Below are 24,123 nucleotides of genomic sequence, written 5' to 3' on the forward strand. Positions count from 1 at the left end.
GCCGATGACCATGCCGGAACCGAAAATGCGCCTGAAGCCGACCCTGACCGCCCTTTTCGCCGCCGCCACCCTGGCCCTGCCGGCCGGGGCGCAGGAATGCGTCGGCCGCAACCTGTTCGATACCATGGCGCCCGAGCGCCTGGCCGAACTGCGCGCCGCCACCAGCGGCGTGCCCTATCACCAGGGCCTGTTCTGGCGGGCGGAAAAGGCGGGACAGCGGGTGACGCTGCTGGGCACCTATCATTTCGCCGATCCGCGCCACGACCTGGCGATGACCCGCTTCGGCCCCGAGATCGACCGCGCCGCCGCGCTGCTGGTCGAGGCCGGCCCCGAGGAGGAGGCGAAGCTGGCCGAAGCCATGACCGCCGATCCGACGCTGATCGTGAACCCGCAAGGGCCGACCCTGCCCGAGCGGCTATCCGACGCCGAATGGAAATCGCTCTCGGCGGCGCTGGAACAGCGGGGGCTGCCGGCGGTGATCGCCAGTCGGCTGCGCCCCTGGTACGTGGCGGTCATGCTGGGCATCTCGCCCTGCATGATGCGCATCGTCGAGACCCGGGGCGATACCGGCGGGCTGGACCATCTGCTGATCGACCGCGCCCGGGCGGCCGAGGTGCCGGTGCAAGCGCTGGAGCCTTGGGACACCGTCTTCACGCTTTTCGAGGGCATGACCGCGAAAGAGGAAGAGGACATGATCCGCGCCGCCATGCCGGCGGCGGAATATGCCGACGATTACACGGTGACGCTGACCGACGCCTATTTCTCGGGCGACAGCTGGATGATCTGGGAATTCGGCCGCTTCGACGCCTATGACAAATCCGGCCTTTCGCGTGACGAGGTGGACGAGCAGATGCGGCTGGCGCAGGAAAAGCTGATGGACCAGCGGAACGAAAGCTGGATCGAACCCATTGAGCAGGCGGCGGCAAAGGCGGCCGCGCAGGGCAAGGGCGTCGTCGCCGGCTTCGGCGCGCTGCACCTGCCGGGCGAGCATGGCGTGCTGCGCCTGCTGGAAAACAGGGGCTGGACCATCAGCCCGGTCACGGTGGAGGGGATAGGCGATGGCGGATGAGCTTTGGCGCGAGGAACGCGAATTCTGGCTGACGGGGGTGGCCGAGGCCACGCGCAAGCTCGACGAGGCCTGCCTGATGGCCTTTGCGCCCACGGGCATCCTGACCCGGCGCCGGGTGGTCGAGAGCCTGTCCTCGACCCCGCGCTGGCAGGAGATCACCATGACCGACCGCGCCAGCATCGAGACCGACGAGCTTTGCGTACTCGCCTATCGCGTCACCGCCCGCCGTGCCGCGGCCGAGACCTATCGCGCGCTCTGCACCACCACCTGGATCCGCCGCGACGGGGACTGGCGCATCGTCCAGCATCAGCAGACCCCGGTCTGATGTTGGCCGACCTGCGCCGGCACCTGCGCTTCCTGCTGAGCTTCGGGCTGGGGCTGGCGGTCGGCCTGGGCGCCTGGCGCATGCAGGCGGTGGACCGGCTGCTACTGTTCTCGGTCAGCTTTTGCCTGGGCTACCTGCTGCTGACGGCGGCGCTGATGCGGGGCATGACCGCCGACATGATGCGCGGCCGCGCCGATCTGGAGGACGAGGGCATCAGCGTGATCGTGCCCATCGCCATCGGCTCGGTGGCGATCAGCCTGGTCGCCATCCTGCTGACCATCCGCGACCCGCATTCCGGCTTCTGGCTGCGGCCGGTCATGGCGCTGGTCTCGGTGCCGCTGGGCTGGGTGATGATCCATACCGTCATGGCCTTCCATTACGCGAGCCTGTGGTATGCGCGCCGCCCCGACGGCCGCGAGACGCGCAACCTGGGCTTTCCCGGCCTGGGCGCCGACGAGGACGCGCAGATCTGGGATTTCCTCTATTACAGCTTCACGCTGGGCATGGCGGCCCAGACCGCCGACGTGCCGGCGCTCGACACGCGGGTGCGGCGGCTGACGCTGCTGCATTCGGCCTTCTCGTTCTACTACAACACCGTGCTTCTGGCGCTGGCGCTGAATGCCGGCATGGCGCTGGGTTGATAGACAATCCCCGGCCCGGGCCATATAAGGCGCGCGACTTTTCCGCCCAAGCTTCAGGGGATCCCCATGATCAAGGTTTTCGGCCACAAGGCCCCCGACACCGATTCGACCGGCTCGCCCATCATCTGGGCCTGGTATCTGTCCGAAGTGCGCAAGACCCCGGCCCAGGCCGTGCTGCAGGGCGAGCCGAACACCGAGGCCGCCTGGATGCTGGCGAAATGGGGCCTCGACAAGCCCGAGATCATCGCCGATGTGGCACCGGGCGAGCAATGCGTGATCGTGGATACCAACAACCCCGCCGAGCTGCCCGCCTCGCTGGCCGAGGCCGAGGTGATCGAGATCATCGACCACCACCTGCTGGCCGGCGGCATCAAGACCCGCCTGCCGATCAACATCACCATCCGTCCGCTGGCCTGCACCGCGACGATCATGCATGACCTGATCGGCGACGAGGACCTGGCCCGCGCCCCCCGCGCCGTCAAGGGCGCGATGCTGACCTGCATCCTGTCGGACACGCTGGAATTCCGCAGCCCGACCACCACCCCGCATGACCGTTTCGTGGCCGAGAAGCTGGCCAAGGACCTGGGCGTCTCGATCCCCGGATACGCGGCCGAGATGTTCGCGGCCAAATCGGACGTGTCGGCCTTTGCCGACGAGGCGCTCTTGCGCATGGACAGCAAGGAATACGAACTGGGCGGCAAGCAGCTGCGCGTCTCGGTGCTGGAGACCACGGCGCCGCAGGTGCTGCTGGACCGCAAGGCGGCGCTGATCGCCGCCATGCCGGCCGTCGCCGCCGCCGACGGCGCCGACGAGGTGCTGCTGTTCATCGTCGACATCCTGAACGAAGAAGCCACGCTGCTGGTGCCGAACGACTTCGTCAGGCAGGTGGCCGAGAAGAGCTTCAACACCACCGTCTCGGGTGATACGGTCGTGCTGCCCGGCATCATGTCGCGCAAGAAGCAGATCATCCCCGCTTTGGCGATCTGAGACGGAAGGCCCCCAGATGACGCAGATTATCCGCTCGCTCGACGAGATCGGCACCAATTACGACGTCCTGTTCTGCGACCTCTGGGGGTGCCTGCACAACGGCAAGGCGCCCTATGCCGCCGCCGTCGCCGCCCTGCAGGCGTTCCGGACCGGCGGCGGGCGCGTGGTGCTGATGACCAACGCGCCGCGCCCGCAGCAATACGTGGCCGCCCAGCTTGACCGCATGGGCGTGCCGCGCGACGCCTGGGACGTCATCGTCAGCTCGGGCGACGCGGCCCAGGACGCGATGTTCGCCGGTGCGGTCGGCCGCCGGGTCTGGGCCGTCGCCCAGCACAAGGACGAGGGCTTCTTCACCGACATCCCCGGAGAGTGGCGCGATGCCCCGTCGATCACCCGCGTGCCTCTGGAGGAGGCCGAGGGCATCGTCTGCTGCGGCCTTTTCGACGACCTGACCGAGGTGCCCGAGGATTACCGCGGCCGGCTGATGCTGGCGCGCGAACGCGGGCTGAAACTGCTTTGCGCCAATCCCGACGTGGTGGTCGACCTGGGCGAGCAGCGGGTCTACTGCGCCGGCGCGCTGGCCGAGCTTTACGAGGATCTGGGCGGCACCTCGCTTTACTTCGGCAAGCCGCATCCGCCGATCTACGACCTGGCGCGGCGCCGGCTGGGGCTGGACGACAAGGCCCGGATCCTGGCCATCGGCGACGGCATCGCCACCGATATCGCCGGCGCCGCGGGCGAGGGGCTGGATGCGTTGTTCGTCACCGGCGGGCTCGGCTTCGACCAGTTCGGTCCGGATGTCGAGAACCCGGATCCGGCCCGACTGGCCGAGTGGCTGGCGCTGCGGGCCCAGAACCCGGCCTATGGCATCGGCCGGCTGCGCTGAACCCGGGCAACAATCCGTCCTTTTGGGTGGGTGTGGTGTTATTTTGTTGCGCGACCGATTCTTTGCTGCTATGCAGCATGGAGCCACTCATCGGGAGCATTGAATGATGCTGGACAACCTTCCGCGCGGCACGATCGTCATCGAGGATCTCGAGGTCGGAATGATGCGCTACCTGCAGAAGGTAGTGACCGACGAGGATATCGAGATGTTCGCCAAGGTCTCGACCGACCGCAATCCGGTGCATCTGGACGAGGCCTATGCGCAGGACACCATCTTCGAGGGCCGCATCGCCCATGGCATGCTGACCGCCGGACTGATCTCGGCGGTGATCGGCGAACAGCTGCCCGGCCACGGCACGGTCTATCTGGGCCAGACGCTGAAATTCATGGCCCCGGTGCGGCCGGGCGATCTGGTGCGCGCCGAGGTCACGGTCGAGACCATCGACCATACCAAGCGCCGCGTGACCCTTGCAACCCGCTGCCTTGTCGGTGATACGGTCGTCCTGAAAGGTGAGGCCGTCGTCCTGGCGCCGAGCCGCAAATTCGACTAGACAGGGCCGGCTCCGGCCCGGCGGGGGCCCGATTGCGCATCCATCACGACTGGAAAGCTCTGCCGCTTGATGCCCGCGGGGCCACCGTCGCCATGGGCAATTTCGACGGCGTCCATCTTGGCCATCGCTCGGTGATCGACGCCGCCCGCGCCGCCTGCGACGCGCCCCTGGGCGTCATCACCTTCGAGCCGCATCCGCGCGAATTTTTCGCCCCCGACTCGCCCGCCTTCCGGCTGATGAACGCGGAATCGCGGGCGAACCGGCTGGCGCGGCTGGGCGTCGAGCATCTTTACGAACTGCCTTTCGACGCGGTGCTGGCCGGACTGTCGCCCGAGGGCTTTGCGCGCGAGGTGCTGGTCGATGGGCTGGGGGTGCGCCACATCACCGTGGGCGCGGATTTCTGCTTCGGCCGCAAGCGCTCCGGCAATGCGCAGGTTCTGGCGCGGCTGGGGCGCGAGCTGGGCTTCGGCGTCACCGTGGCGCCGCTGGTCGGCAATGGCGCGGTGCAATACAGCTCGACCGCGATCCGCATGGCGCTGGCCGAGGGCCGCACCCGCGAGGCCGAGCGCATGCTGGGCCATTGGCACCGCATCGACGGCGAGGTGCTGCATGGCGACAAGCGCGGCCGCGACCTGGGCTATCCGACCGCGAACATGGCGGTGGACGGGCTGCACCTGCCGGCGCTCGGCATCTATGCGGTGCTGGTCGACGTGCTGACCGGGCCGGATCGCGGCAGCTACAAGGGTGTGGCCAGCATCGGCGTGCGGCCGATGTTCGGCGAGAACCGGCCCAATCTGGAGGTGCATATCTTCGATTTCGCAGCCGACCTTTATGGCCAGCACCTGTCGGTGGCGCTGGTCGAATACCTGCGCCCCGAGGCGAAGTTCGACGGCCTGCCGGCGCTGATCGCGCAGATGGACCGCGACAGCGTCCGGGCGCGCGAGATCCTGGCGACCCGCTGATGCGCGCCCGGTTCTGGGAATTGCCGCCGGCCAGCCTGGACCAGCAGGAATGGGAGGCGCTGTGCGACGGCTGCGGCAAATGCTGCCTCAACAAGATCGAATACGAGGATACCGGCGAACTGGCCTTCACCCGGGTCGCCTGCCGGTTGCTGGACGGGCATAGCTGCCAATGTTCAAGCTATGCCAATCGCCATGATTTCGTTCCCGATTGCGTGGTCCTGACGCCCGGCAAGCTCAAGGAGATCGCCTGGTGGCTGCCCTCGACCTGCGCCTACAGGTTGCGCGCCGAGGGCAAGCCGCTTTACGACTGGCACTACCTGATTTCAGGGGATCGCGAATCGGTGCACCGCGCCGGCGCCTCGGTGCGCGGCTGGACCGTCAGCGAGCTTACGGTGACCGAGGACGATTGGGACGAACATATCATCGAGGATCTTTCATGAATTTTGCCTCGGACAACGCCGGCGGCGTGCATCCCCGCATCATGGCGGCGCTGGCGGCCGCGAATGAAGGCCATGTGCCATCCTATGGCACGGACCGCATCACCCGGGCGGCGCAGGACCGGGTGCGCGAATTGTTCGACGCGCCCGAGGCGGCGGTGCATTTCGTGGCCACCGGCACCGCGGCCAATGCGCTGGCGCTGTCGCTGCTTTCGCCCGGCTGGGGCAAGGTCTTCTGCCATTCCGATGCGCATGTGCAGACCAGCGAGGCCGGGGCGCCGGAATTCTTCAGCGGCGGCGCCAAGCTGATCCCGGTGCCGGGCACCGGCGGCAGGATCACCCCCGAGACGCTGGCCGAGGCGCTGCATGTCCATGGCCGCGACGCGGTCCATGCCGGGCGGAACGCGGCGCTGACCCTGACCAACGCCACGGAATGGGGCACGGTCTATGGCCCGGACGAGGTCGCGGCGCTGGCCGCGCTGGCCCGCGCGCAGGGGCTGGGCGTGCATATGGACGGCGCGCGCTTCGCCAATGCGCTGGCCAGCCTCGATGTCTCGCCCGCCGACCTGACCTGGCGGGCGGGGGTGGACATCCTGTCGCTGGGCGGCACCAAGAACGGCTGCATGGGCGTCGAGGCGGTGGTGATCTTCGACCCGGCGCTGTCCGAGGAATTCGAGTTCCGCCGCAAGCGCGCCGGGGCGCTGGTCTCGAAGCACCGCTATCTGGCCGCGCAGGTGCTGGCCTGGCTCGAGGGCGAGCTGTGGCTGCAGCTGGCGCGCCACGCCAACGCCATGGCACATGAGCTGGCGCTGGGTCTGGCGCGCCTGCCGGGGGTGCGCATCGACCAGCGCGTCGAATCGAACACGGTCTTTGCCACCATCCCGCGCGCATTGCATCGCCGGGCCGGCGCCAGCGGCATCTGCTATCACCTCTGGCCGCATACCCAGGATGCCAAGGACGAGGAGCCGGTGTCGATCCGGCTGGTCTGCGGCTGGGACACCCGGCTGGACGACGTGACCGCGGCGCTGCGGGCGCTGGCCTAGAGCAGCGCCGCCTTCAGCAGCGCCAGCGCGTGCTCGACGGTGGCGGCGCGCACCGCGGCGCGGCCGCGCGGGCCGAACTCGACCGTTTCCGTCCGAACTCCGGCCGCATCGGCAAGGCCGAAGCAGACCCGGCCCTCGGGCTTGTGTTCCGACCCGCCCGGCCCGGCGATCCCGGTCACCGCCACGGCGATGCCGGCCTGCGAGCGGGCCAGCGCGCCCCGGGCCATCTCGGCGGCGATCTCCTCGCTGACGGCGCCATGCGTCTCCAGCGTCTCGGGGCGGATGCCCAGCATCTCGATCTTGGCGGCGTTGGAATAGGTGACGAAGCCCCTGTCGACCGCGTCCGAGGAGCCGGGCACATCGGTCAGCCGCCCGGCGATCAGCCCGCCGGTGCAGCTTTCGGCGGTCGCAATCATCACCCCGCGACGGCGGGCGAGATCGAGAACTTCGGCGGGATCGGTCACGGCAGCATCGGCTCCAGCACCGCATGGTAAAGCCCGGCCAGCATGACCGAGACCAGCCCGGCGAACAACCCGGCCCAGAGATCGTCCAGCATCACCCCCGCCGCGCCGCCGCGCCGGTCGGCCCGGCCCACCAGCCAGGGCTTCCAGATGTCGAACAGCCGGAACAGCAGGAAGGGCGCGACGAAACCCGGCCAGGCCTCCAGGATCGAGACGCCGTGCCGCGCCAGCGGGATCACCGTGAAGCTCATGGCCAGCCATTGCCCGGCCACCTCGTCGATGACGATCCAGGACGGATCCTTGTCGGCGCTGCCCTCCAGCACCCGCGGCACCGCCCAGAATCCCAGCAGCACCGCCAGCACCACGCCCGCCGGCACCAGCCAGGGGCTGAGCCCTTCATAGGCCGCGACCCCCAGCACCACGGCGGCGGCCGAGCCCCAGGTGCCCGGCGCGGGGCGCAGATGGCCGATGCCGAAGAAGCTGGCGATCATCCGCTCCATTCTCACCCCCGGATCAGCGTCGCGGTGGCGATGGCGGCGATGCCTTCCTCGCGGCCGGTGAAGCCCAGCCGTTCCGAGGTGGTGGCCTTGACGCTGACCCGGTCGGGCTCGACGCCGACGATCTCGGACAGGCGCAGCGCCATGGCGCCGGCATGCGGGCCGACCTTGGGCCGTTCGCAGATCAGCGTCACGTCGGCATTGGAAAGCTCATAGCCCATCTGCCGCGCCAGTGCCGCGGCATGGCGCAGGAAGATGTGGCTTTCCGCCCCCTTCCATTGCGGGTCCGAGGGCGGGAAATGCCGGCCGATATCGCCCTGCGCCAGCGCGCCATAGATGGCGTCGGTCAGCGCATGCATGCCGACATCGGCGTCGGAATGGCCCAGCAGCGCCTTGTCATGCGGGATCTTCACGCCGCAAAGCCAAACATGGTCGCCTTCGGTAAAGGCATGCACGTCGAAACCATTGCCAAGGCGAATGTCCATCGCGCCCTCCAGGATGCGGCGCGCGCGTTTGAAGTCGGCGCCATAGGTCAGTTTCAGATTGTCCTCGTCGCCCGGCGTCACCGCGACCGGCAGGCCGGCGCGGATCGCCAGTTCCACGTCATCGGCCGCGCCCTTGGGGAACGCGCGATGCGCGGCCAGGATCGCGTCCAGGGCAAAGCCCTGCGGCGTCTGGGCGCGCATCAGCCCGTCGCGGCTGGCAGTGCCGGTCACGCGGCCGTCATCCGCCCGCCACAACGCATCGGTGACGGGCAGGGCGGGGGCGGCGGCGGGGCTGCCCGCCTCCAGCGCCGCGACCACGCCGCGGATCACCGCATCCGACACCAGCGGCCGGGCGCCGTCATGGATCAGCACATGGGTCACGCCGCTGCCCTCCAGGCTTTCCAGCGCCGCGCGCACGCTGTCCGAGCGGGTGGCACCGCCGGCGACCAGCGTCACCGGGCCGGAGAGTTCCGCCACGCCGCGCGCCATGTCCTCGGGCGCCAGCACCACGACGATGCGCGGGAAATCCGCGAAGGCCGCGATGCTGCGCGCCACGACCGAGCGGCCCGACAGCGCACGCCATTGCTTGGGCGGCCCCTCGCCGGCGCGGGTACCGCGGCCGGCGGCAGTGATGATGGCGGCATATGTGTCCGGTATCGTCATGACCGCCAGCTTTAGGTCAGCCGGGCGGGCGAGGCAATCGCTGCTGCGGGCCGGTTTCGTCGCGGCCGAAAAACGCTTGCGGCCATGGTCTGTTGCGCCGCTTCTGCGTATAAGGTCGCGGACCGCCCGCGACGGGCAAGACGCACATTCTGCCAAGGACCATCGCCATGACCGATCCCGCCGTCACCGATCTTTCCAAGGACGCCGCCGCCCGCGCCGCCGTGGCGCTGGTCGAGCCGGGCATGCGCCTGGGCCTCGGCACCGGCTCGACCGCCGCAATCTTCGTGCGCCGCCTGGCGCAACGGGTGAAGGAGGAGGGCTTCGCGCTGCGCTGCGCCGCGACCTCGAAGGCCACGGCCGAACTTGCCGCCTCGCTGGGCCTGCATGTCGAGGAACTGGACGAGATCGGCTGGCTGGACCTGACCATCGACGGCGCCGACGAGGTGGACCCGGACCTGAACCTGATCAAGGGCGGCGGCGCGGCGCATCTGCGCGAAAAGATCGTCGCCACCGCCTCGGACCGCATGGTGGTGATCGCCGACCAGGGCAAGGTGGTGGACCGGCTGGGCGCCTTCCACCTGCCGGTCGAGGTGATTCCCTTCGGCTGGCAGGCGACCCGGACGCTGATCCAGAGGGCGCTGGACCGGCTGGAACTGAGCCGTCGCCCGATCCTGCTGCGCAAGCGCGACGACCAGCCGCTGCTGACGGACGAAGGGAACTATGTGCTGGACCTGGCGCTGGAGGCCATCCCCGACCCCGAGGCGCTGGCGGCGGAACTGTCTTCCATCGCCGGCATGGTTGAACATGGGCTTTTCCTGAATATCTGCCAGCTTGCGATCATCGGCTGTCCGGACGGCTCGGTGGTGGAACTGCGGCGCGAGGACATGGAATGACTTTCGACTACGACCTTTTCGTCATCGGCGGCGGCTCGGGCGGGGTGCGCGCGGCGCGCATCGCCGCCAGCGAATACGGCGCCCGCGTCGGCCTGGCCGAGGAAAGCCGCATGGGCGGCACCTGCGTCATCCGCGGCTGCGTCCCGAAGAAACTGATGATCTTCGCCAGCCAGGCCGAGGCCCAGGCCGCCGAGGCGCGCGGCTATGGCTGGCAGGGCGCCGATGCCGGTCGGTTCGACTGGCAGGCCTTCCGCCACAAGCTGGATGCCGAGCTGACCCGGCTGGAAGGCGCCTATACCGGCGGGCTGGTGGCGGCGGATGTGGACATCCACAAGCAACGCGCCCGGCTCCATGACGCGCATACGGTGGAACTGGCCGACGGCCAGCGGCTGACCGCCAAGCATATCCTGATCGCGGTCGGCGGCCGACCCTCGCTGCCCGGCATCCCGGGCGAGGAGCTGGGGCTGATCTCGGACGACCTGTTCACGCTGGAGACGCTGCCGGGCCGGGTGCTGGTGGTGGGCGGCGGCTTCATCGCCTGCGAATTCGCCACCATCCTGCGCGGCCTGGGCTGCGAGACGGTGCTGGCCTATCGCGGCGACGCGGTGCTGCGCGGCTTCGACGGCGAGATGCGCCGCCATGTCACCGAGCAGTTGCGCGCCATCGGCGTCGACGTGCGGCTGGGCAGCAACCCGGCGCGGCTGGACCGCGAGGGGGGCGCCCTGCGCGTCGGCTTCGAGGACGGCGGCGCCGAGGTCTTCGACGCGGTGATGTTCGCCACCGGCCGCGCGCCCTATACTAAGGGTCTGGGCCTTGAGGAGCTTGGCGTCAGGCTGGGCCGCAAGGGCGAGATCGCGGTGGACGAATGGTCGCAAAGCTCGGTCCCCTCGATCTATGCCGTGGGCGATGTGACCGATCGGGTGAACCTGACGCCGGTGGCGATCCGCGAGGGGCACAGCTTCGCCGACACGGTCTTCGGCGCGAAGCCCCGCAAGGTCGATCACGGGCTGGTCGCCAGCGCCGTCTACACCCGCCCGCACGAGCTGGCCAGCATCGGCCTGACCGAGGACGAGGCGGAAAAGCGCGGCCCGGTCGACATCTATGCCGCCAGCTTCCGGCCCATGCGCTCGCTTTTCGCGGGCTCGGATGCGCGGGCGGTGATGAAGCTGATCGTGGACGCGGAAAGCGACAAGGTGCTCGGCTGCCACATCTTCGGCCCCGAGGCCGGCGAGATGATCCAGATGGTCGCCGTGCCCATGGGCATGGGGGCGACCAAGGCGGATTTCGACGCCGCCATCGCCGTGCATCCGACCCTGGCCGAGGAGCTGGTCACCATGCGCAAGCCCACGCGCCGGCTGGGCGATGACAAATCCGACAAACAGCACGCATCGGCTTGATTTTCCGGCCGAAGGCACCAGTTTCCAACGAGACGACAGACAAGCAGAGAGCGAGGCACGAGACGGATGGCGGGACAAGGCCCCTGGGGCGGCGGCGGAGATGACGGCAAGGGCGGCAGGCAGCCGCCACAGGAAGGGGGCCAACGCCCCTGGGGAAGTGCCGGGGGCAACAATCAGGGCGGCCGCGACGACCGGCCGCAGGGTCCGCGCCGCGGCGACCAGATGCCCGAGATCGAGGACCTGGTGCGCAAGGGCCAGGATCGGCTGCGGGTGCTGATGGGCGGCAAGGGCGGCGGCGGTGGTCGCGGCAACGGTCCGCGCCGCCCGCAGGGCCCGCAATTCCAGATGAGCCGCGGCACCTGGGGGCTGGTCGGGCTTGCGGCGGTGGCGCTTTGGGCCTTCACCAGCTTCTACACCGTCAAGCCCGAGGAACGCGCGGTCGAGCTGCTGTTCGGCAAGCCGGTCGGCACCGGCGATCCGGGTCTGAACTTCGCGCCCTGGCCCTTCGTCACCGCCGAGGTGGTGCAGGTCTCGGGCGAGCGCACCACCGAGATCGGCACCGGCCGCGCCGGGCCGATGGATTCGGGGCTGATGCTGACCCGTGACCAGAACATCGTCGACATGGCCTATCAGGTGGTCTGGAACATCTCGGATCCCGAGAAATTCCTGTTCAACCTGGCCGATCCCGAAGGCACCATCCGCGCCGTCTCGGAATCCGCCATGCGCGACATCGTCGCCCGCTCGGAACTGGCGCCGATCCTGAACCGCGACCGCGGCGCCATCGCCGACGATCTGAAACTGGCGGTGCAGAACACGCTGAACGATTACGAGGCGGGGATCAACGTGCTGCGCGTCAACCTGGACCGCGCCGACCCGCCGCGCGAGGTGATCGACAGCTTCCGCGAGGTGCAGGCCGCCCAGCAGGAACGCGACCGGCTGGAAAAGGAGGCCGACGCCTATGCCAACCGCGTGCTGGCCAGCGCCCGCGGTGAGGCGGCAGCGGTGATCGAACGCGCCGAAGCCTATCGCGCCGAGGCGGTGAACACCGCCGAGGGCGAGGCCGCGCGTTTCAACTCGGTCTATGACGAATATATCAAGGCGCCGGAGGTGACACGCCGCCGGATGTATCTGGAAACCATGGAAAAGGTGCTTGGCGGGGTGAACAAGGTCATCCTTGACGGCGAGGCCGGGCAGGGCGTTGTGCCCTATCTGCCGCTGGATCAGTTGCGCAGCGGAGCACCCGCCGCGGGCAGCCGGAATTCGGGCAATGCCAATGCGGGCAATACCAGCGGGGGGAACCAGTGATGAACCGTGCGATCTCGCTTCTGGCACTGCCCTTCCTGGTCGTGGTCGCCGTGCTGGCGATCTCGGCGCTCTATATCGTCGATGTGCGCGAAAAGGCGCTGGTGCTGCGCTTCGGCGAGGTGGTCGAGGTGCGCGAGGAGCCGGGCCTTGGCGTCAAGGTGCCCTTCCTCGACAATGTGGTGAAATACGACGCCCGCATCCTCGGCCTGCCGACCCCGCCGATGGAGGTCACGCCGCTGGACGACCGCCGCCTGGTGGTGGACGCCTTCGCGCGCTGGCAGATCACCGATGTGGTGCAATTCCGCCGCGCCGTCGGCGGCGGCGGCATCGAATTCGCGCAAAGCCGGCTTGAGCCGATCGTGACTAATGCCATCCGCCAGGTGCTGGGTTCGGTGCCCTCGACCACGGTGCTGTCGGATGACCGCACGGCGCTGATGAACCGCATCCGCGACCTGGCGCGCGAGGATGCCAAGGATCTGGGCATCCGCGTCATCGACCTGCGCCTGACCCGCACCGATCTGCCCGAACAGAACCTGACCGCGACCTATGCGCGGATGCGGGCCGAACGCGAGCGCGAGGCCGCCGACGAGATCGCCCGCGGCGGCGAGGCCGCGCAGCGCGTCCGGGCCGCCGCCGACCGCACCGTGGTCGAGCTGACCTCGGAGGCAAGGAAGCGCGCCGAAGTGGTGCGGGGCGAGGCCGATGCCCGCCGCAACGCCATCTATGCCGATGCCTTCGGCCGCGATCCCGAGTTCTTCGCCTTCACCCGCTCGATGACCTCCTATGAACGGGCGCTGCGGGGCGAGAACAGTTCGCTGGTGATCCAGCCGCAAGGCGAGTTCTTCGACTATCTGCGCAATGACGGGTCCGAGCGTGCCAACCCGGTGCCGGCGCCGGCCCCCAAGGCCGGAGCCGAGACCGGGGCCGAGACCGGGACCGAGACCGGGGCCGAGGACCCTGCGGCCGAGACCGAGGGCGCGTTGCAGCCGGGCGAGACGCCCGCGCCGACCGAGACCAATCGCGAGGGCCAGCCGCTCGGCTCGAATGCGGGGGTGACGCTGACGCCGCTGCCCGAAACCCTGGCGAGCCCACCGCAAGAGGAATCGGTGGTGCCGCCGGCGCCGGCGCCGGCGGACTGAACCGCGGCCGACGACGAAAGAAACGGCGGGGCGCCTTCTGGGCGCCCCGCCTTTTTCATGCCGCAACGGTCCGGACCGGGTTCAGTCGGGTTCAGTCGGGTTCGGCCAGCAGGCTGTTGCGGCGCGTCTCGTCCTCGGCGATCTCGCGCTGCCATTCCCGCCAGATCGAGACCAGCAGCGCCATCAGCACCGGTCCGACGAACAGGCCGACGATGCCCAAGGTCTTCACCCCGCCGATCAGCCCGAAGAAGGTCGGCAGGAAGGGCAGTTTCACCGGCCCGCCGACCAGAACCGGACGGATGGTCTTGTCGACGACGAACAGCTCGCAGGTGCCCCAGATGAACAGCGCCGCGCCCTCGACCGGCGAGCCGCTGGCGGCCAGGTAGATCGAAACCAGCGTGAAGCTGAGCGGCGCGCCGCCGGGGATCAGCGCCATGAAGCCAGTGATGACCCCGAAGGTCACCGGCGAGGGCACGCCGGCCAGCCAATAGGCCAGACCCAGCACCACCCCCTCGCCGATGGCGATCAGCGTCATGCCGGTCACGGTCGAGCTGATGGTGGCCGGAACCACCCGCGACAGCCGGCTCCAGCGGTCCGGCAGGATGCGTCGGCCGACGCGGTCCACCTGCGCGACGATCCGGTCGCCGTCGCGGTAAAGCACGAACAGCGTGATCAGCATGAACAGCAGCGTCAGCGCCAGATGGAAGGCCAGCGAGCCCGCCGTCACCGCGCCGCGATAGATCGCGCCGATATTCGAGCCGCTGACCAGTTGCACGATCTCGCTGATCCCGCCGGGCCGGCCGATATAGGTCTGCCAGTTCTCGTTCAGCCAGTCGCCGATCTGCGGCAGATCGACCATCCAGGCCGGCGTGGGCGCCCCGGCGCTGTTGACCAGGATCGCCCAGTTGATCCAGTCCCGCAATTCGCGGAAGGCATAGACCAGCGCCAGGGTCAGCGGCACCACCAGGAAACAGACCAGCACCAGCACCAGCAGCGCCGCGGCTCCGGTACGGCCCAGGTTCAACCGGAAGGCGGCGCGGTTGCGCAGCGGCCAACTGGCCAGCGCGATCACCATCGCCGCCAGCACCGGCACCAGGAAGCCGTGGAAGAAATAGATCGAGGCCGCGACGATGGCCAGCAGCAGCCAGCGCGCGGCCGAGATATTGGTCACCAGGGGCGGGCGATGCAGCCGCAACCCGGTCTGCCTGGCATGTTCGCCGCGCTGCGTCTGCTGCTCTGCGAATTCGGTCCTGCGTTGTCGGTCCGGCATATCGCCTGTGGTCATTGTCTCCGGTCCTGGTTCGGCGCCGGCCGGCGCGTCATGCTGCAACGAGATAACAGATCGCCCGCCGCTGCAAGCCGGAATGCCGGCGCAAGGCGGGCGGACGCGGCAAGGCGCGCTCACGATCCTGTGGACCACGGGCATGTCAGGGGCGTGACAGCGCCGGCCGGCGCGGCTAGGGTCGCGCCCGACCAAGGGGAGTCCCGGCAAGGGGCTGAGAGACTGCAGGCACAAGCGGCGCGGTGACCCTTAGAACCTGATCCGGATCATGCCGGCGAAGGGATGGTATGGACCTGTCTGCCCCATGCCTCTCCCTGGCCGGCCTCACCCGCGAGGCCATGACGGAAAGCCGGTCTCGCCCCATGACAGGAGGACAGCATGTCCGAACGTTTCTCTGAAATCCTGCGCCGCGAATGCGCCGCCGACTGGACGGCGGCCACCGGCCACCGCTTCGTGACCGACCTGTGCGACGGCAGCATCGCCGATGCGACGATGGCGGCTTATCTGGTTCAGGACCACCGTTTCCTCGACGCCTTCCTGACGCTTCTGGGTGCGGCCATCGCCTCGGCCGACCGTTTCGAATCGCGGCTGCGCTTCGGCCGCTTCGCCGGCATGGTCTCGGGCGAGGAGAACGACTATTTCCTGCGCGCCTTCGCGGCGCTCGGCGTCAGCGAGACGCAGCGGGCCGCCATTCCCGACAAGCCGCCCACCGCCGGTTTCCAGGCGCTGATGCGCGAGGCGGCGGCGACGCGCGCCTATCCCGCCGTGCTGGCGGTGCTGGCGGTGGCCGAGGGGCTCTATCTCGACTGGGCGCGCCGGGCGCCGCAGCCGCTGCCCGAGAACTTCGTCCATGCCGAATGGATCACCCTGCACGATAATCCCTTCTTCCGGGATTTCGTCGCTTTCCTGCAGGCCGAACTGGATCGCACCGACCCCGCCGCGGCCGGGCAGGCCCGCGATTTCTTCCGCCGCGCGGTGCGGCTGGAGGTGGAGTTCTTCGACGCGGCCTATCAGCCCTAGCCGTCAATCCCCGACGATCTCGACCGGAAGCGGGCCAGCCGGCGGCCCGTTTTCCCGATAGTCCAGCACGATGCGCCGCAGCGCCGCCGGCGCGATGCGCTCGGCGCTGTGCCGCAGTTCGGACAGGCGCCACCAGCGGAACTCGCGGATCCTGCCGGCCTCGGGCGCGGCCTGGACGGCGGGGCGAAAGGCGGCGGTCTCGATCAGGAAGTAATCCTCGGACTGCCGCCAGCGGCGCTGGCCCAGCGTCATCGTCACCTGGCGGCGCCAGACCAGCGGGCCGGGGGCGGGCAGGGCGAAGCCCAACTCCTCCATCAGCTCGCGGCGCAAGCTCACCTCGGCGGTCTCACCCGGCTCGGTGCCGCCGCCGGGGGTGATCCACCAGTCGCCGCTGCCGTAATCCACCCGCATCAGCAGCACCCGGTCATCGGGCGTCAGCAGGATGGCACGCATGGCCTGCCTGTCGATGATCCGCATGGCGCCCCCGAGCCAAGGAAAAGCCCCGGTCCGGCGGATGCCGTCCGGGGCCGCTGTCGCATTGGCGAGGATTATTCCTCGTCGCTGTCCGGCACGTCGGCGATATCGTCCAGCGACACGTCGCCGTCATCGTCGTCATCGTCCAGCAGATCATCGTCCAGATCGCCGGTATCGGCGTCATCGTCCAGATCGTCGTCATCGACCAGTTCGTTCTGATCCTCGTTCCGCGCCGCGGTCTTTTCCGAGATCAGCGAGCGCGACCGGCCGTTGGTCAGGCTTTCCACGGTGAATTCCGCGCCGCAGGCCGGGCAGGTCATCGGGTCGTTTCTCAAGTCGTAGAAGCGTGTGGCGCAATGGGGGCAAAGGCGTTTCGTGCCCCATTCCTCTTTGGGCATGGTATTCTCTTTTTCTGCCGCGTTCAGGTAAATCCGCTGTCCCCTGCCATAGCCGGGCGGGGCTGTCAAAGCCTTTTCCCCTTGCGGGCGGGTGGCGGTGCAGGGGAAAGATGGAGCAACAGGCAGGCCGTCGCAAGATGCGGGACAAGATGGACAGGATTCTGGTCGGAGGCGACATCCCGGTGACGCTGCGGCGCTCGGCCCGGGCGCGGCGCATGACGCTGCGCGTGGCGCGGGCGGGCGGCGAGGTGGTGCTGACCCTGCCCAGCCGCGCCAGCCTTTCCGACGGCCGCGCCTTTGCCGAGTCGCGGGCGGGATGGCTGCGCCGCACCCGGGCCGGGATGCCGGCGCTGCAGCGGGCCGAGCACGGCGCGCTGCTGCCGGTCGAGGGTCGGCTGCGCCGCATCACCCCGGCCGAGACCCGGCGCGTCGCGCTGACCGAGGAGGCGCTGCTGGTGCCGCTCGGCCGGCCGGCCGGCGTGGTGGTCGAGGCCTGGCTGAAGCACCTGGCCCAGGCCCGGCTGGTCGCGGCCTGCGACCGCCATGCGGCGGCGCTGGGGCGCGGCTTCCGGGCGCTGGCGCTGCGCGACACCCGCTCGCGCTGGGGCAGCTGCACCCATGACGGGCGGCTGATGTTCTCCTGGCGCCTCGCCATGGCGCCGCCCGAGGTGCTCGATTACGTCGCCGCGCATGAGGTGGCGCATCTGGCCCATATGGACCATTCGCCGGCCTTCTGGGCCGCGACCGGGCGGCTGATGCCGGATTACGACCGCCATCGCGCCTGGCTGCGCGCGCATGGCCACGAGCTGCTGGCCTGGCGCTTCCGCCTCTGACGGGCAGGGCTTGACGGCCGCCGGTTTTGTGATCACAGCATGGCGCATGACTGCTTCGCGTTCCTCGGAAACCTCGGCCCATGAGCGGCTTTACCGCAACCTGCGCCAGCGCATCATGCTGGGCGAATTGCCGCCCGGCCTGCCGCTGACCCTGCGCGGCATCGCCGCCGAGCATCGCGTCTCGATGACCCCGGCGCGCGAGGCGGTGCGGCGGCTGGTGGCCGAAGGCGCGCTGTCGCTCTCCTCCTCGGGGCGGATCACCACGCCGGAGCTCTCCATCGAGCGCATCGAGGAACTGGCCGCCCTGCGCGGGCTGATCGAGCCGGAACTGGCCGCCCGCGCCCTGCCGCGCGCCCACCAGGCGCTGATCGAGCGCATGGCGGTGATCAACGCCGCCATCGGCGAGGCGGCCGAAAGCCACGACGCCGTGGGCTATATCCGCACCAATCTGGAATTCCACCGGCTGCTCTACCTGCGCGCCCAGGCGCCGGCGATGCTGGCCATCGTCGAGACGGTCTGGCTGCAGCTCGGCCCGACCATGCGGGCGCTCTACGGCCGGGTCAAGCGCAACGAGCCGCCGCGCCATCACCGGATGATCCTGGCCTCGCTGCGCGCCGGGGACGAGCCGGGGCTGCGCCTGGCGGTCCGGGCCGACGTGACCCATGGCCTGCGCCACCTGGGCAGCGCCTGAACCGGCCCCCGGCATCTTCGTTGCAAAAATACCCGAACCCGGCCGCGCGGCAGGGCGCCGCCGCGGCCCGGTTCAGACCTCCTCGATCCGCAGCTCGACCGGCTCGCCGGCGATGACGCCGGTGCGGGGCAGGGCCTCGATGGCATGGTCGATGGCCTCGGGCGTGGTCTTGTGGGTGACGATCAGCACCGGCGCCACGCCCTCGGTCCGGGAATGGCCGTATTGCCGCATCCGGTCGATCGAGATGCCGCTGTCGCCCAGCACCGAGGCCACCTTGGCCAGCGCGCCGGGCTTGTCGGTCAGCTGCAGGCGGATGTAATAGGCCGCTGGAACCGCCGTGCGCGCCGGCTGCGGGCTGGCCAGCGTCTCGGCCGGCTGGCCAAAGCTGGGCATGCGCACGCCGCGCGCGATCTCGACCACGTCGGACATGACGGCGCTGGCCGTCGGACCCTCGCCGGCGCCGGCGCCGCGCAAGACGATCTGGCCGACCGAGTCGCCCTCGATCACCACCATGTTGGTGCCGCCCTGCAACTGGCCCAGCGGGCTGTCGGCCGGCACCAGGCAGGGCGACATGCGCTGTTCCAGCCCGCGCCCGGTCATCTGCGCCACGCCCAGCAGCTTGATGCGATAGCCCATGTCGGCGGCGCGGCGGATGTCGTCGATGCTGACCCGCTCGATGCCCTCGATCTCGACCGCGTCGAAACTGGGCCTGGTGCCGAAGGCGATGGCCGAAAGGATCGCCAGCTTGTGGCTGGCGTCGATGCCGCCCACGTCCAGCGTCGGGTCGGCCTCCAGATAGCCGAGTTGCCGCGCCTCCTCGAACACCGTCTCATAGGGCAGGCCGGCGCTTTCCATGCGGGTCAGGATATAGTTGCAGGTGCCGTTCATCACCCCCATGACGCGACGGATCTCGTTGCCGGAAAGCGACTCGGTCATCGCCTTGATCACCGGGATGCCGCCGGCCACGGCGGCTTCGAAGCGGATCACCCGGCCATTGGCCTCGGCCAGCTCGGCCAGTTCCTGGCCGTGGATCGCCAGCAGCGCCTTGTTGGCGGTCACCACGTCCTTGCCGGCGCGCAGCGCGGCGGTCACCGCCTCGCGGGCGATGCCCTCCTCGCCGCCGATCAGCTCGACGAAGACGTCGACATCCTCGCGCAGCGCCAGGGCACGGGCGTCCTCCTCCCAGGCATAGCCCGACAGGTCCACGTCGCGGTTCTTCATCCGGTCGCGGGCGCTGACGGCGGTGACGGCGATCGGCCGGCCGGCGCGAAGCCCAAGCAGGGCGGCGTGTTTCTGGATGATCTTGACGGTGCCGGTGCCGACCGTCCCGAGACCAGCGATGCCGAGACGAAGCGGAGAGGCGTTTTGCCCCTGGTTCTGGGCGGACATATGAAACTCTTATCTATGGACGAAGCGGTGTTAGCGGATGGTGCGGCACGTTGCAACGCGCATGGATGCCGGGCGGGACTCGGGCTGGGGTTCAGGCTTCGTCGTCGCCCGCCCAGTAGCCGGGAACGCCGGTGGCACGCATCACCCGCATCACTCGCACGCCCATTTCGACCGTGGCCTCGCTGATGGCGTTGAGGTCGGGAACGCCCAGCGGCTGGCGCTGCACCTCACCGCGGGTATTGACGAAAGCCGGATGCCAGCGGAGCTTGTCCTCGGTCGGCCGCCACGAGGCATGGCAAAGCAGATTGCGATGCTGCCGGATCTCGTAAAGCCGGTCGGTAATGCGGTTGCGGTCGCGCAGCCCCGGATAGCGGCGCATGGCGGCGTCGAGCTGCTCGATCAGCGTGCCCATGGAATCGTCGGCGATGGCGCCCATGCGGGTCAGCCAGCTTTGCAGCTCCTCCTCGGTCAGGTCGTCGGCCAGCCGGGCGCGCTCCAGCGCATAGATGGCGCGCTTGATGATCTCCTCGAGCCAGCCGAGATTCGCCACGCATTGTCCCAGCGCGGCGGCGAAATCCGGCGGCAGGGTGTAATGCGTCTCGGGCGGCGCGCCTATTCTCGCCATAGCTCGCCGACCCAGCCGACGGGAAGCAGGTAATGGCGCAAGTGCTTCGACAGGCTTTCGCGCCGGCGGCCGTCGAAGGCGGCGCGCAGATGGTCCAGCGGCGCGCGATGCTGGTCCTTGTCGCTCCAGCGGCCCAGGATGGCGTCGGGCGGGTTCAGATCGCCGGGAAAGATCACGATGCGGGTGCCGTCAGGGACGCGCGCCGGGCGCAGATAGTTCAGCGGAAAGTTCGGCACGCAATGCATGCGGAAATGCGCCAGCCAGCCCTTGGGCCAGAACTTCACGCCGCCCGGCGCGTTGCGGGTGACGAAGCGCTGCTCATAGCGGAACTTGTCGGCGGCGGCCTGCGGATCGGCGCGAAAGATCTCCTGCAAGGGTTTCAGCTTGCCGACGCGCATCCGGTAGACCGAGGTCTGGCCCATCTTCTCCAACGGCGTGTTCGGGTTCAGCCCCAGCACGGTGTCGTCCGGCTCGCCATAGGCGAAGAAATCGTCGAGGCTGCCGGTCACGATCACGTCCAGGTCCAGAAACAGCACCACGCCCTGCACGTCGCCCAGATCGCCCCAAAGCCGGGATTTCGGCCATTTGCCCTTGGTGTTGACCGGCGCCTGGTAGTCGAATTCGGGCAGCGGCCGCACGGCGATGTCGGGATGCAGCCCGGCGCCGTCATCGGTGAAGCAGTAAAGCCGGAACGGCGGCGTGATGTTGCGCGCCACCATCCCGTGCAGGCGATTGACGAATTCCGGGCCGAATTTCGTGCCCCATTTGATGCAGATAATCTGCTTGACCGTGCCGTTGCGCCCGTCGTTCATCCCGCCCTCGCGTTTCCGGGGGCGAGTTTTTCACAGCGCCCGGAAACAGGCAAGCCGGGCTCAGAGGATCTTTTGCAGCAGCACCAGGTCCAGCCAGCGGCCGAACTTGCGCCCCGCCTGCGGCACCTGCCCGACCTGCCGGTAGCCGATGGCGCGGTGGAAGGCGACGGCGGCCTCGTTCTCGGCCGAGACCCCGGCGATCATGCTATGCGCGCCGCCGGCGCGGGCATGGCCCTCGACCGCGGCCATCAGCGCCCGGCCCACCCCGCGCCCGCGCGCGGCAGCGGACAGGATCACCGTATGCTCCATGCAATGCGCATAGCCGTTGCCAGAGCGGAACTGGTCGTAGCTCACCAGTCCCAGCACCGCGCCACCGGCCTCGGCGACCAGGAATTCGCGCCCCGCCGCCCGGCGCGCGGCGATCATTCCCGCCAGACCCTCGGCGGTCTTCTCCTCGCTGGAGAAGGTCACCGTGGTCTCGCGGATCAGCGGATTCCAGAAATCCAGAATGGCGGTCAGGTCGCGATCCTCGGCAGGTCGGATGATCATGGGCTTGCTCCGGTTGGAAGCCGCCGCCCGATCTCTCGCGCGGCGGCCGGTCATCTCACCGTTGCACAAATACCCATGCGACGGCGCCGGCAACAGCCGCCGTTGCCGGCGGCCCCCTAGGCCGCCCGCGCCTCGCGGATCAGATCCAGGATGTTGCGCGCCGCCGACGGAATATTGGTTCCCGGCCCGAAGATCGCCTTCACCCCGGCCTTTTTCAGGAAATCGTAATCCTGCTGCGGGATCACGCCGCCGCAGATCACGATGATGTCGCCGGCGCCCTGGTCCTTCAGCGCCGCGATCAGCTTCGGCGCCAGGGTCTTGTGCCCGGCCGCCTGGGACGAGATCCCCACGACATGCACGTCGTTGTCGATGGCGTCCTGCGCGGCTTCCTCGGGGGTCTGGAACAGCGGCCCGACATCGACGTCGAAGCCGATATCGGCGAAGGCGGTGGCGATCACCTTGGCGCCGCGGTCATGGCCGTCCTGGCCCATCTTGACCACCAGCATGCGCGGCCGGCGGCCCTCCTGTTCGGCGAAGGTCTCGACATCGCGCTGGATGCGCGCGAAATCGTCGTCGCCCTCATAGGCGGCGCCATAGACGCCGGCCAGGGTCTTGACCTCGGCCCGGTGGCGGCCGAATTCCTTCTCCATCGCCATGCTGATCTCTCCCACGCTGGCCCGGGCGCGCGCGGCTTCGACCGCCGCCTCGAGCAGGTTGCCGCCTTCCTTCGCCCGGCGCGTCAGCTCGTCCAGCGCCGCCTGGCATTGCGCCTCGTCCCGCGCCGCGCGCATCGCCTGCAGCCGGGCGATCTGCGCCTCGCGCACCTTCATGTTGTCGATGTCGAGGATGTCGATCGGCTCTTCCTTGGCCAGCCGGTACTTGTTCACGCCCACGACCACCTCGTCGCCGCGGTCGATCATGGCCTGGCGGCGGGCGGCGCTTTCCTCGATGCGCAGCTTGGGCATGCCCGAGGCGACGGCCTTGGTCATGCCGCCCATCGCCTCGACCTCCTCGATCAGCGCCCAGGCCTTCTCGGCCAGTTCGTGGGTCAGGCTCTCGACGTAATAGCTGCCGGCCAGCGGATCGACGACATGGGTGATGCCGGTCTCCTCCTGCAGGATCAACTGGGTGTTGCGGGCGATGCGGGCCGAGAATTCGGTCGGCAGCGCGATGGCCTCGTCCAGCGCGTTGGTGTGCAGCGACTGCGTGCCGCCCAGGGCCGCCGCCATCGCCTCATAGGCGGTGCGCACCACGTTGTTGTAGGGATCCTGCTCCTGCAAGGACACGCCCGAGGTCTGGCAATGCGTGCGCAGCATCAGGCTGCCCGGCTTCTTCGGGTCGAATTCCTTCATGATCCGCGTCCACAGCAGCCGCGCGGCGCGCAGCTTGGCCGCCTCCATGAAGAAATTCATGCCGATGGCGAAGAAAAAGCTGAGCCGCCCGGCGAACTGGTCCACGTCCATGCCGGTCTTCAGCGCGGCGCGGACATATTCGCGGCCGTCGGCCAGGGTATAGGCCAGCTCCTGGACCAGGTTCGCGCCCGCCTCCTGCATGTGATAGCCGGAAATCGAGATCGAGTTGAACTTGGGCATCTCGCTCGAGGTGTATTCGATGATGTCCGCGATGATCCGCATCGAGGGCTCGGGCGGATAGATATAGGTGTTGCGGACCATGAACTCCTTGAGGATGTCGTTCTGGATGGTCCCGGACAGCACGGCGCGGGAATGGCCCTGTTCCTCGCCGGTGACGATGAAATTGGCCAGGATCGGGATCACGGCGCCGTTCATGGTCATGGACACGGAAACTTTATCCAGCGGAATGCCGTCGAACAGGATCTTCATGTCCTCGACGCTGTCGATGGCGACGCCGGCCTTGCCCACATCGCCCTCGACGCGGGGATGGTCGCTGTCATAGCCGCGATGCGTGGCCAGGTCGAAGGCGACCGAGACGCCCTGCTGCCCGGCGGCCAGCGCCTTGCGATAGAAGGCATTCGATTCCTCGGCGGTGGAAAACCCGGCATATTGCCGGATGGTCCAGGGCCGGCCGGCATACATGGTGGCGCGCGGGCCGCGGGTATAGGGCTCGATTCCGGGCAGGCTGCCCAGATGCGGCAGGTTCTGCACATCCGCCTGGGTATAAAGCGGCTTGACCTCTATCTCCTCCAGGGTGTGCCAGATCAGGCTGTCCGGATCGGCCCCCTTGAGCTCCTTGCTGGCGAGCCGGCGCCATTCTTCCAGTGCGGCTTTCGTGCTTTCGGTCATCTTGCATCCTTTCCCATGGCGCCTCGGCTCTTATATGAAGAGAGAGCAG

27 protein-coding genes and 1 riboswitch are annotated in these 24,123 nt (G+C 68.9%); of the genes, 16 read left to right on the forward strand and 11 right to left on the reverse strand.

Going from position 1 to position 24,123, the window contains the following annotated elements:
* Positions 1–25: 25 nt before the first annotated feature.
* The 9 genes from ACFOMP_RS16295 (at position 26) to ACFOMP_RS16335 (ending at position 6,900) form a co-directional block, all read left to right on the forward strand.
* Positions 26–1,069 (forward strand): TraB/GumN family protein, encoded by a 1,044-nt coding sequence (locus ACFOMP_RS16295; protein ID WP_379032436.1) that lies wholly within the window; start codon positions 26–28, stop codon positions 1,067–1,069.
* Positions 1,059–1,394, forward strand: coding sequence for a nuclear transport factor 2 family protein (locus ACFOMP_RS16300; protein ID WP_289893631.1), 336 nt, complete (start codon positions 1,059–1,061; stop codon positions 1,392–1,394). Before ACFOMP_RS16295 ends, ACFOMP_RS16300 begins: the two co-directional genes overlap by 11 nt.
* Positions 1,394–2,035 carry a DUF1345 domain-containing protein gene (locus ACFOMP_RS16305; RefSeq protein WP_379032439.1) on the forward strand — a complete coding sequence of 214 codons (642 nt, stop codon included), beginning with the start codon at positions 1,394–1,396 and terminating at the stop codon, positions 2,033–2,035. The genes ACFOMP_RS16300 and ACFOMP_RS16305 overlap by 1 nt, the downstream gene beginning before the upstream one ends.
* A gap of 66 nt (positions 2,036–2,101) precedes the next feature.
* A complete protein-coding gene (locus ACFOMP_RS16310) occupies positions 2,102–3,022 on the forward strand; it encodes a manganese-dependent inorganic pyrophosphatase (protein ID WP_289893629.1) in 921 nt (306 codons plus the stop codon).
* A 16-nt stretch (positions 3,023–3,038) separates the two neighbouring features.
* Positions 3,039–3,908, forward strand: a complete 870-nt coding sequence (locus ACFOMP_RS16315) for a TIGR01459 family HAD-type hydrolase (protein WP_379032442.1) — start codon at positions 3,039–3,041, stop codon at positions 3,906–3,908.
* A 106-nt stretch (positions 3,909–4,014) separates the two neighbouring features.
* Positions 4,015–4,458: a MaoC family dehydratase gene (locus tag ACFOMP_RS16320; protein WP_289894868.1), complete on the forward strand. Its 444-nt coding sequence runs from the start codon at positions 4,015–4,017 to the stop codon at positions 4,456–4,458.
* Positions 4,459–4,490: 32 nt separating this feature from the next.
* A complete protein-coding gene (locus tag ACFOMP_RS16325; RefSeq protein ID WP_379032445.1) occupies positions 4,491–5,420 on the forward strand; it encodes a bifunctional riboflavin kinase/FAD synthetase in 930 nt (309 codons plus the stop codon).
* A complete protein-coding gene (locus ACFOMP_RS16330; protein ID WP_019353490.1) occupies positions 5,420–5,860 on the forward strand; it encodes a YcgN family cysteine cluster protein in 441 nt (146 codons plus the stop codon). The genes ACFOMP_RS16325 and ACFOMP_RS16330 overlap by 1 nt, the downstream gene beginning before the upstream one ends.
* Positions 5,857–6,900: a threonine aldolase family protein gene (locus ACFOMP_RS16335; protein ID WP_379032448.1), complete on the forward strand. Its 1,044-nt coding sequence runs from the start codon at positions 5,857–5,859 to the stop codon at positions 6,898–6,900. The genes ACFOMP_RS16330 and ACFOMP_RS16335 overlap by 4 nt, the downstream gene beginning before the upstream one ends.
* Here ACFOMP_RS16335 and ACFOMP_RS16340 read toward each other — a convergent pair.
* The 3 genes from ACFOMP_RS16340 to ACFOMP_RS16350 are packed head-to-tail and all read right to left on the reverse strand — an operon-like array spanning position 6,897 to position 9,006.
* Complete coding sequence (locus ACFOMP_RS16340; RefSeq protein ID WP_379032451.1) at positions 6,897–7,364, reverse strand: CinA family protein; 468 nt, start codon at positions 7,362–7,364, stop codon at positions 6,897–6,899. The two genes, ACFOMP_RS16335 and ACFOMP_RS16340, sit on opposite strands and share 4 nt — an antisense overlap.
* A complete protein-coding gene (locus ACFOMP_RS16345) occupies positions 7,361–7,861 on the reverse strand; it encodes a phosphatidylglycerophosphatase A family protein (protein WP_379032453.1) in 501 nt (166 codons plus the stop codon). Before ACFOMP_RS16345 ends, ACFOMP_RS16340 begins: the two co-directional genes overlap by 4 nt.
* 2 nt (positions 7,862–7,863) lie before the next feature.
* On the reverse strand, positions 7,864–9,006 hold the full coding sequence (locus tag ACFOMP_RS16350) for a bifunctional 2-C-methyl-D-erythritol 4-phosphate cytidylyltransferase/2-C-methyl-D-erythritol 2,4-cyclodiphosphate synthase (protein ID WP_379032456.1): 1,143 nt from the start codon (positions 9,004–9,006) through the stop codon (positions 7,864–7,866).
* A gap of 167 nt (positions 9,007–9,173) precedes the next feature.
* Here ACFOMP_RS16350 and rpiA point away from each other — a divergent pair, with 167 nt between their 5' ends.
* The 4 genes from rpiA (at position 9,174) to ACFOMP_RS16370 (ending at position 13,740) form a co-directional block, all read left to right on the forward strand.
* Entirely contained in the window at positions 9,174–9,899 is a 726-nt protein-coding gene (rpiA, locus tag ACFOMP_RS16355) for a ribose-5-phosphate isomerase RpiA (RefSeq protein ID WP_289893623.1), read from the forward strand.
* Entirely contained in the window at positions 9,896–11,296 is a 1,401-nt protein-coding gene (gene gorA, locus ACFOMP_RS16360) for a glutathione-disulfide reductase (protein ID WP_289893622.1), read from the forward strand. The genes rpiA and gorA overlap by 4 nt, the downstream gene beginning before the upstream one ends.
* Positions 11,297–11,362: 66 nt before the next feature.
* A complete protein-coding gene (hflK, locus tag ACFOMP_RS16365; RefSeq protein ID WP_379032460.1) occupies positions 11,363–12,601 on the forward strand; it encodes an FtsH protease activity modulator HflK in 1,239 nt (412 codons plus the stop codon).
* The gene (locus ACFOMP_RS16370; RefSeq protein ID WP_379032463.1) at positions 12,601–13,740 is read left to right on the forward strand and encodes an SPFH domain-containing protein; all 1,140 of its coding nucleotides are present in this window, start codon (positions 12,601–12,603) and stop codon (positions 13,738–13,740) included. Before hflK ends, ACFOMP_RS16370 begins: the two co-directional genes overlap by 1 nt.
* A 91-nt stretch (positions 13,741–13,831) precedes the next feature.
* Here ACFOMP_RS16370 and ACFOMP_RS16375 read toward each other — a convergent pair whose 3' ends face one another.
* The gene (locus ACFOMP_RS16375) at positions 13,832–15,025 is read right to left on the reverse strand and encodes an AI-2E family transporter (protein ID WP_289893619.1); all 1,194 of its coding nucleotides are present in this window, start codon (positions 15,023–15,025) and stop codon (positions 13,832–13,834) included.
* A gap of 181 nt (positions 15,026–15,206) precedes the next feature.
* A riboswitch (TPP riboswitch) is annotated at positions 15,207–15,322 on the forward strand.
* A 78-nt stretch (positions 15,323–15,400) separates the two neighbouring features.
* On the opposite strand from ACFOMP_RS16375, the gene ACFOMP_RS16380 reads away from it, so the two are divergent.
* Entirely contained in the window at positions 15,401–16,042 is a 642-nt protein-coding gene (locus ACFOMP_RS16380; RefSeq protein WP_379032467.1) for a TenA family protein, read from the forward strand.
* 3 nt (positions 16,043–16,045) lie between these two features.
* Here the strand turns inward: ACFOMP_RS16380 and ACFOMP_RS16385 are convergent, their stop codons facing one another.
* Both ACFOMP_RS16385 and ACFOMP_RS16390 read right to left on the reverse strand, forming a co-directional pair.
* Positions 16,046–16,519, reverse strand: a complete 474-nt coding sequence (locus ACFOMP_RS16385; protein WP_379032469.1) for an NUDIX hydrolase — start codon at positions 16,517–16,519, stop codon at positions 16,046–16,048.
* Positions 16,520–16,590: 71 nt separating this feature from the next.
* A complete protein-coding gene (locus ACFOMP_RS16390) occupies positions 16,591–16,914 on the reverse strand; it encodes an FYDLN acid domain-containing protein (RefSeq protein ID WP_289893616.1) in 324 nt (107 codons plus the stop codon).
* A gap of 149 nt (positions 16,915–17,063) precedes the next feature.
* On the opposite strand from ACFOMP_RS16390, the gene ACFOMP_RS16395 reads away from it, so the two are divergent.
* Positions 17,064–17,747: a M48 family metallopeptidase gene (locus ACFOMP_RS16395; protein WP_379032472.1), complete on the forward strand. Its 684-nt coding sequence runs from the start codon at positions 17,064–17,066 to the stop codon at positions 17,745–17,747.
* A 46-nt stretch (positions 17,748–17,793) separates the two neighbouring features.
* Positions 17,794–18,438 (forward strand): GntR family transcriptional regulator, encoded by a 645-nt coding sequence (locus ACFOMP_RS16400; protein ID WP_289893614.1) that lies wholly within the window; start codon positions 17,794–17,796, stop codon positions 18,436–18,438.
* 72 nt (positions 18,439–18,510) lie between these two features.
* On the opposite strand, the gene ACFOMP_RS16405 is transcribed toward ACFOMP_RS16400, so the two are convergent.
* From ACFOMP_RS16405 to scpA, 5 genes are all read right to left on the reverse strand, one after another.
* The gene (locus ACFOMP_RS16405) at positions 18,511–19,827 is read right to left on the reverse strand and encodes a homoserine dehydrogenase (RefSeq protein WP_289893613.1); all 1,317 of its coding nucleotides are present in this window, start codon (positions 19,825–19,827) and stop codon (positions 18,511–18,513) included.
* A gap of 91 nt (positions 19,828–19,918) precedes the next feature.
* Positions 19,919–20,452 (reverse strand): hypothetical protein, encoded by a 534-nt coding sequence (locus ACFOMP_RS16410; protein WP_019352253.1) that lies wholly within the window; start codon positions 20,450–20,452, stop codon positions 19,919–19,921.
* Complete coding sequence (locus tag ACFOMP_RS16415; protein ID WP_379032476.1) at positions 20,440–21,264, reverse strand: glycosyl transferase; 825 nt, start codon at positions 21,262–21,264, stop codon at positions 20,440–20,442. Before ACFOMP_RS16415 ends, ACFOMP_RS16410 begins: the two co-directional genes overlap by 13 nt.
* Positions 21,265–21,324: 60 nt before the next feature.
* Positions 21,325–21,813: a GNAT family N-acetyltransferase gene (locus ACFOMP_RS16420; protein WP_379032479.1), complete on the reverse strand. Its 489-nt coding sequence runs from the start codon at positions 21,811–21,813 to the stop codon at positions 21,325–21,327.
* Positions 21,814–21,929: 116 nt separating this feature from the next.
* The gene (gene scpA, locus ACFOMP_RS16425; protein WP_379032481.1) at positions 21,930–24,074 is read right to left on the reverse strand and encodes a methylmalonyl-CoA mutase; all 2,145 of its coding nucleotides are present in this window, start codon (positions 24,072–24,074) and stop codon (positions 21,930–21,932) included.
* Positions 24,075–24,123 lie beyond the last annotated feature (49 nt).

The sequence above is a fragment of the Paracoccus simplex genome (assembly GCF_042648325.1).
Classification (GTDB): domain Bacteria; phylum Pseudomonadota; class Alphaproteobacteria; order Rhodobacterales; family Rhodobacteraceae; genus Paracoccus; species Paracoccus simplex.

Bases quoted from the DNA above. Each gene is read 5' to 3' on its own strand.
- ACFOMP_RS16295 (WP_379032436.1), top strand. From the start codon at position 26: ATGCGCCTGAAGCCGACCCTGACCGCCCTTTTCGCCGCCGCCACCCTG.
- ACFOMP_RS16300 (WP_289893631.1), top strand. From the start codon at position 1,059: ATGGCGGATGAGCTTTGGCGCGAGGAACGCGAATTCTGGCTGACGGGG.
- ACFOMP_RS16305 (WP_379032439.1), top strand. From the start codon at position 1,394: ATGTTGGCCGACCTGCGCCGGCACCTGCGCTTCCTGCTGAGCTTCGGG.
- ACFOMP_RS16310 (WP_289893629.1), top strand. From the start codon at position 2,102: ATGATCAAGGTTTTCGGCCACAAGGCCCCCGACACCGATTCGACCGGC.
- ACFOMP_RS16315 (WP_379032442.1), top strand. From the start codon at position 3,039: ATGACGCAGATTATCCGCTCGCTCGACGAGATCGGCACCAATTACGAC.
- ACFOMP_RS16320 (WP_289894868.1), top strand. From the start codon at position 4,015: ATGCTGGACAACCTTCCGCGCGGCACGATCGTCATCGAGGATCTCGAG.
- ACFOMP_RS16330 (WP_019353490.1), top strand. From the start codon at position 5,420: ATGCGCGCCCGGTTCTGGGAATTGCCGCCGGCCAGCCTGGACCAGCAG.
- ACFOMP_RS16335 (WP_379032448.1), top strand. From the start codon at position 5,857: ATGAATTTTGCCTCGGACAACGCCGGCGGCGTGCATCCCCGCATCATG.
- ACFOMP_RS16345 (WP_379032453.1), bottom strand. From the start codon at position 7,861: ATGGAGCGGATGATCGCCAGCTTCTTCGGCATCGGCCATCTGCGCCCC.
- ACFOMP_RS16350 (WP_379032456.1), bottom strand. From the start codon at position 9,006: ATGACGATACCGGACACATATGCCGCCATCATCACTGCCGCCGGCCGC.
- rpiA (WP_289893623.1), top strand. From the start codon at position 9,174: ATGACCGATCCCGCCGTCACCGATCTTTCCAAGGACGCCGCCGCCCGC.
- gorA (WP_289893622.1), top strand. From the start codon at position 9,896: ATGACTTTCGACTACGACCTTTTCGTCATCGGCGGCGGCTCGGGCGGG.
- hflK (WP_379032460.1), top strand. From the start codon at position 11,363: ATGGCGGGACAAGGCCCCTGGGGCGGCGGCGGAGATGACGGCAAGGGC.
- ACFOMP_RS16370 (WP_379032463.1), top strand. From the start codon at position 12,601: ATGAACCGTGCGATCTCGCTTCTGGCACTGCCCTTCCTGGTCGTGGTC.
- ACFOMP_RS16375 (WP_289893619.1), bottom strand. From the start codon at position 15,025: ATGACCACAGGCGATATGCCGGACCGACAACGCAGGACCGAATTCGCA.
- ACFOMP_RS16380 (WP_379032467.1), top strand. From the start codon at position 15,401: ATGTCCGAACGTTTCTCTGAAATCCTGCGCCGCGAATGCGCCGCCGAC.
- ACFOMP_RS16385 (WP_379032469.1), bottom strand. From the start codon at position 16,519: ATGCGGATCATCGACAGGCAGGCCATGCGTGCCATCCTGCTGACGCCC.
- ACFOMP_RS16390 (WP_289893616.1), bottom strand. From the start codon at position 16,914: ATGCCCAAAGAGGAATGGGGCACGAAACGCCTTTGCCCCCATTGCGCC.
- ACFOMP_RS16395 (WP_379032472.1), top strand. From the start codon at position 17,064: ATGGACAGGATTCTGGTCGGAGGCGACATCCCGGTGACGCTGCGGCGC.
- ACFOMP_RS16400 (WP_289893614.1), top strand. From the start codon at position 17,794: ATGACTGCTTCGCGTTCCTCGGAAACCTCGGCCCATGAGCGGCTTTAC.
- ACFOMP_RS16405 (WP_289893613.1), bottom strand. From the start codon at position 19,827: ATGTCCGCCCAGAACCAGGGGCAAAACGCCTCTCCGCTTCGTCTCGGC.
- ACFOMP_RS16410 (WP_019352253.1), bottom strand. From the start codon at position 20,452: ATGGCGAGAATAGGCGCGCCGCCCGAGACGCATTACACCCTGCCGCCG.
- ACFOMP_RS16415 (WP_379032476.1), bottom strand. From the start codon at position 21,264: ATGAACGACGGGCGCAACGGCACGGTCAAGCAGATTATCTGCATCAAA.
- ACFOMP_RS16420 (WP_379032479.1), bottom strand. From the start codon at position 21,813: ATGATCATCCGACCTGCCGAGGATCGCGACCTGACCGCCATTCTGGAT.
- scpA (WP_379032481.1), bottom strand. From the start codon at position 24,074: ATGACCGAAAGCACGAAAGCCGCACTGGAAGAATGGCGCCGGCTCGCC.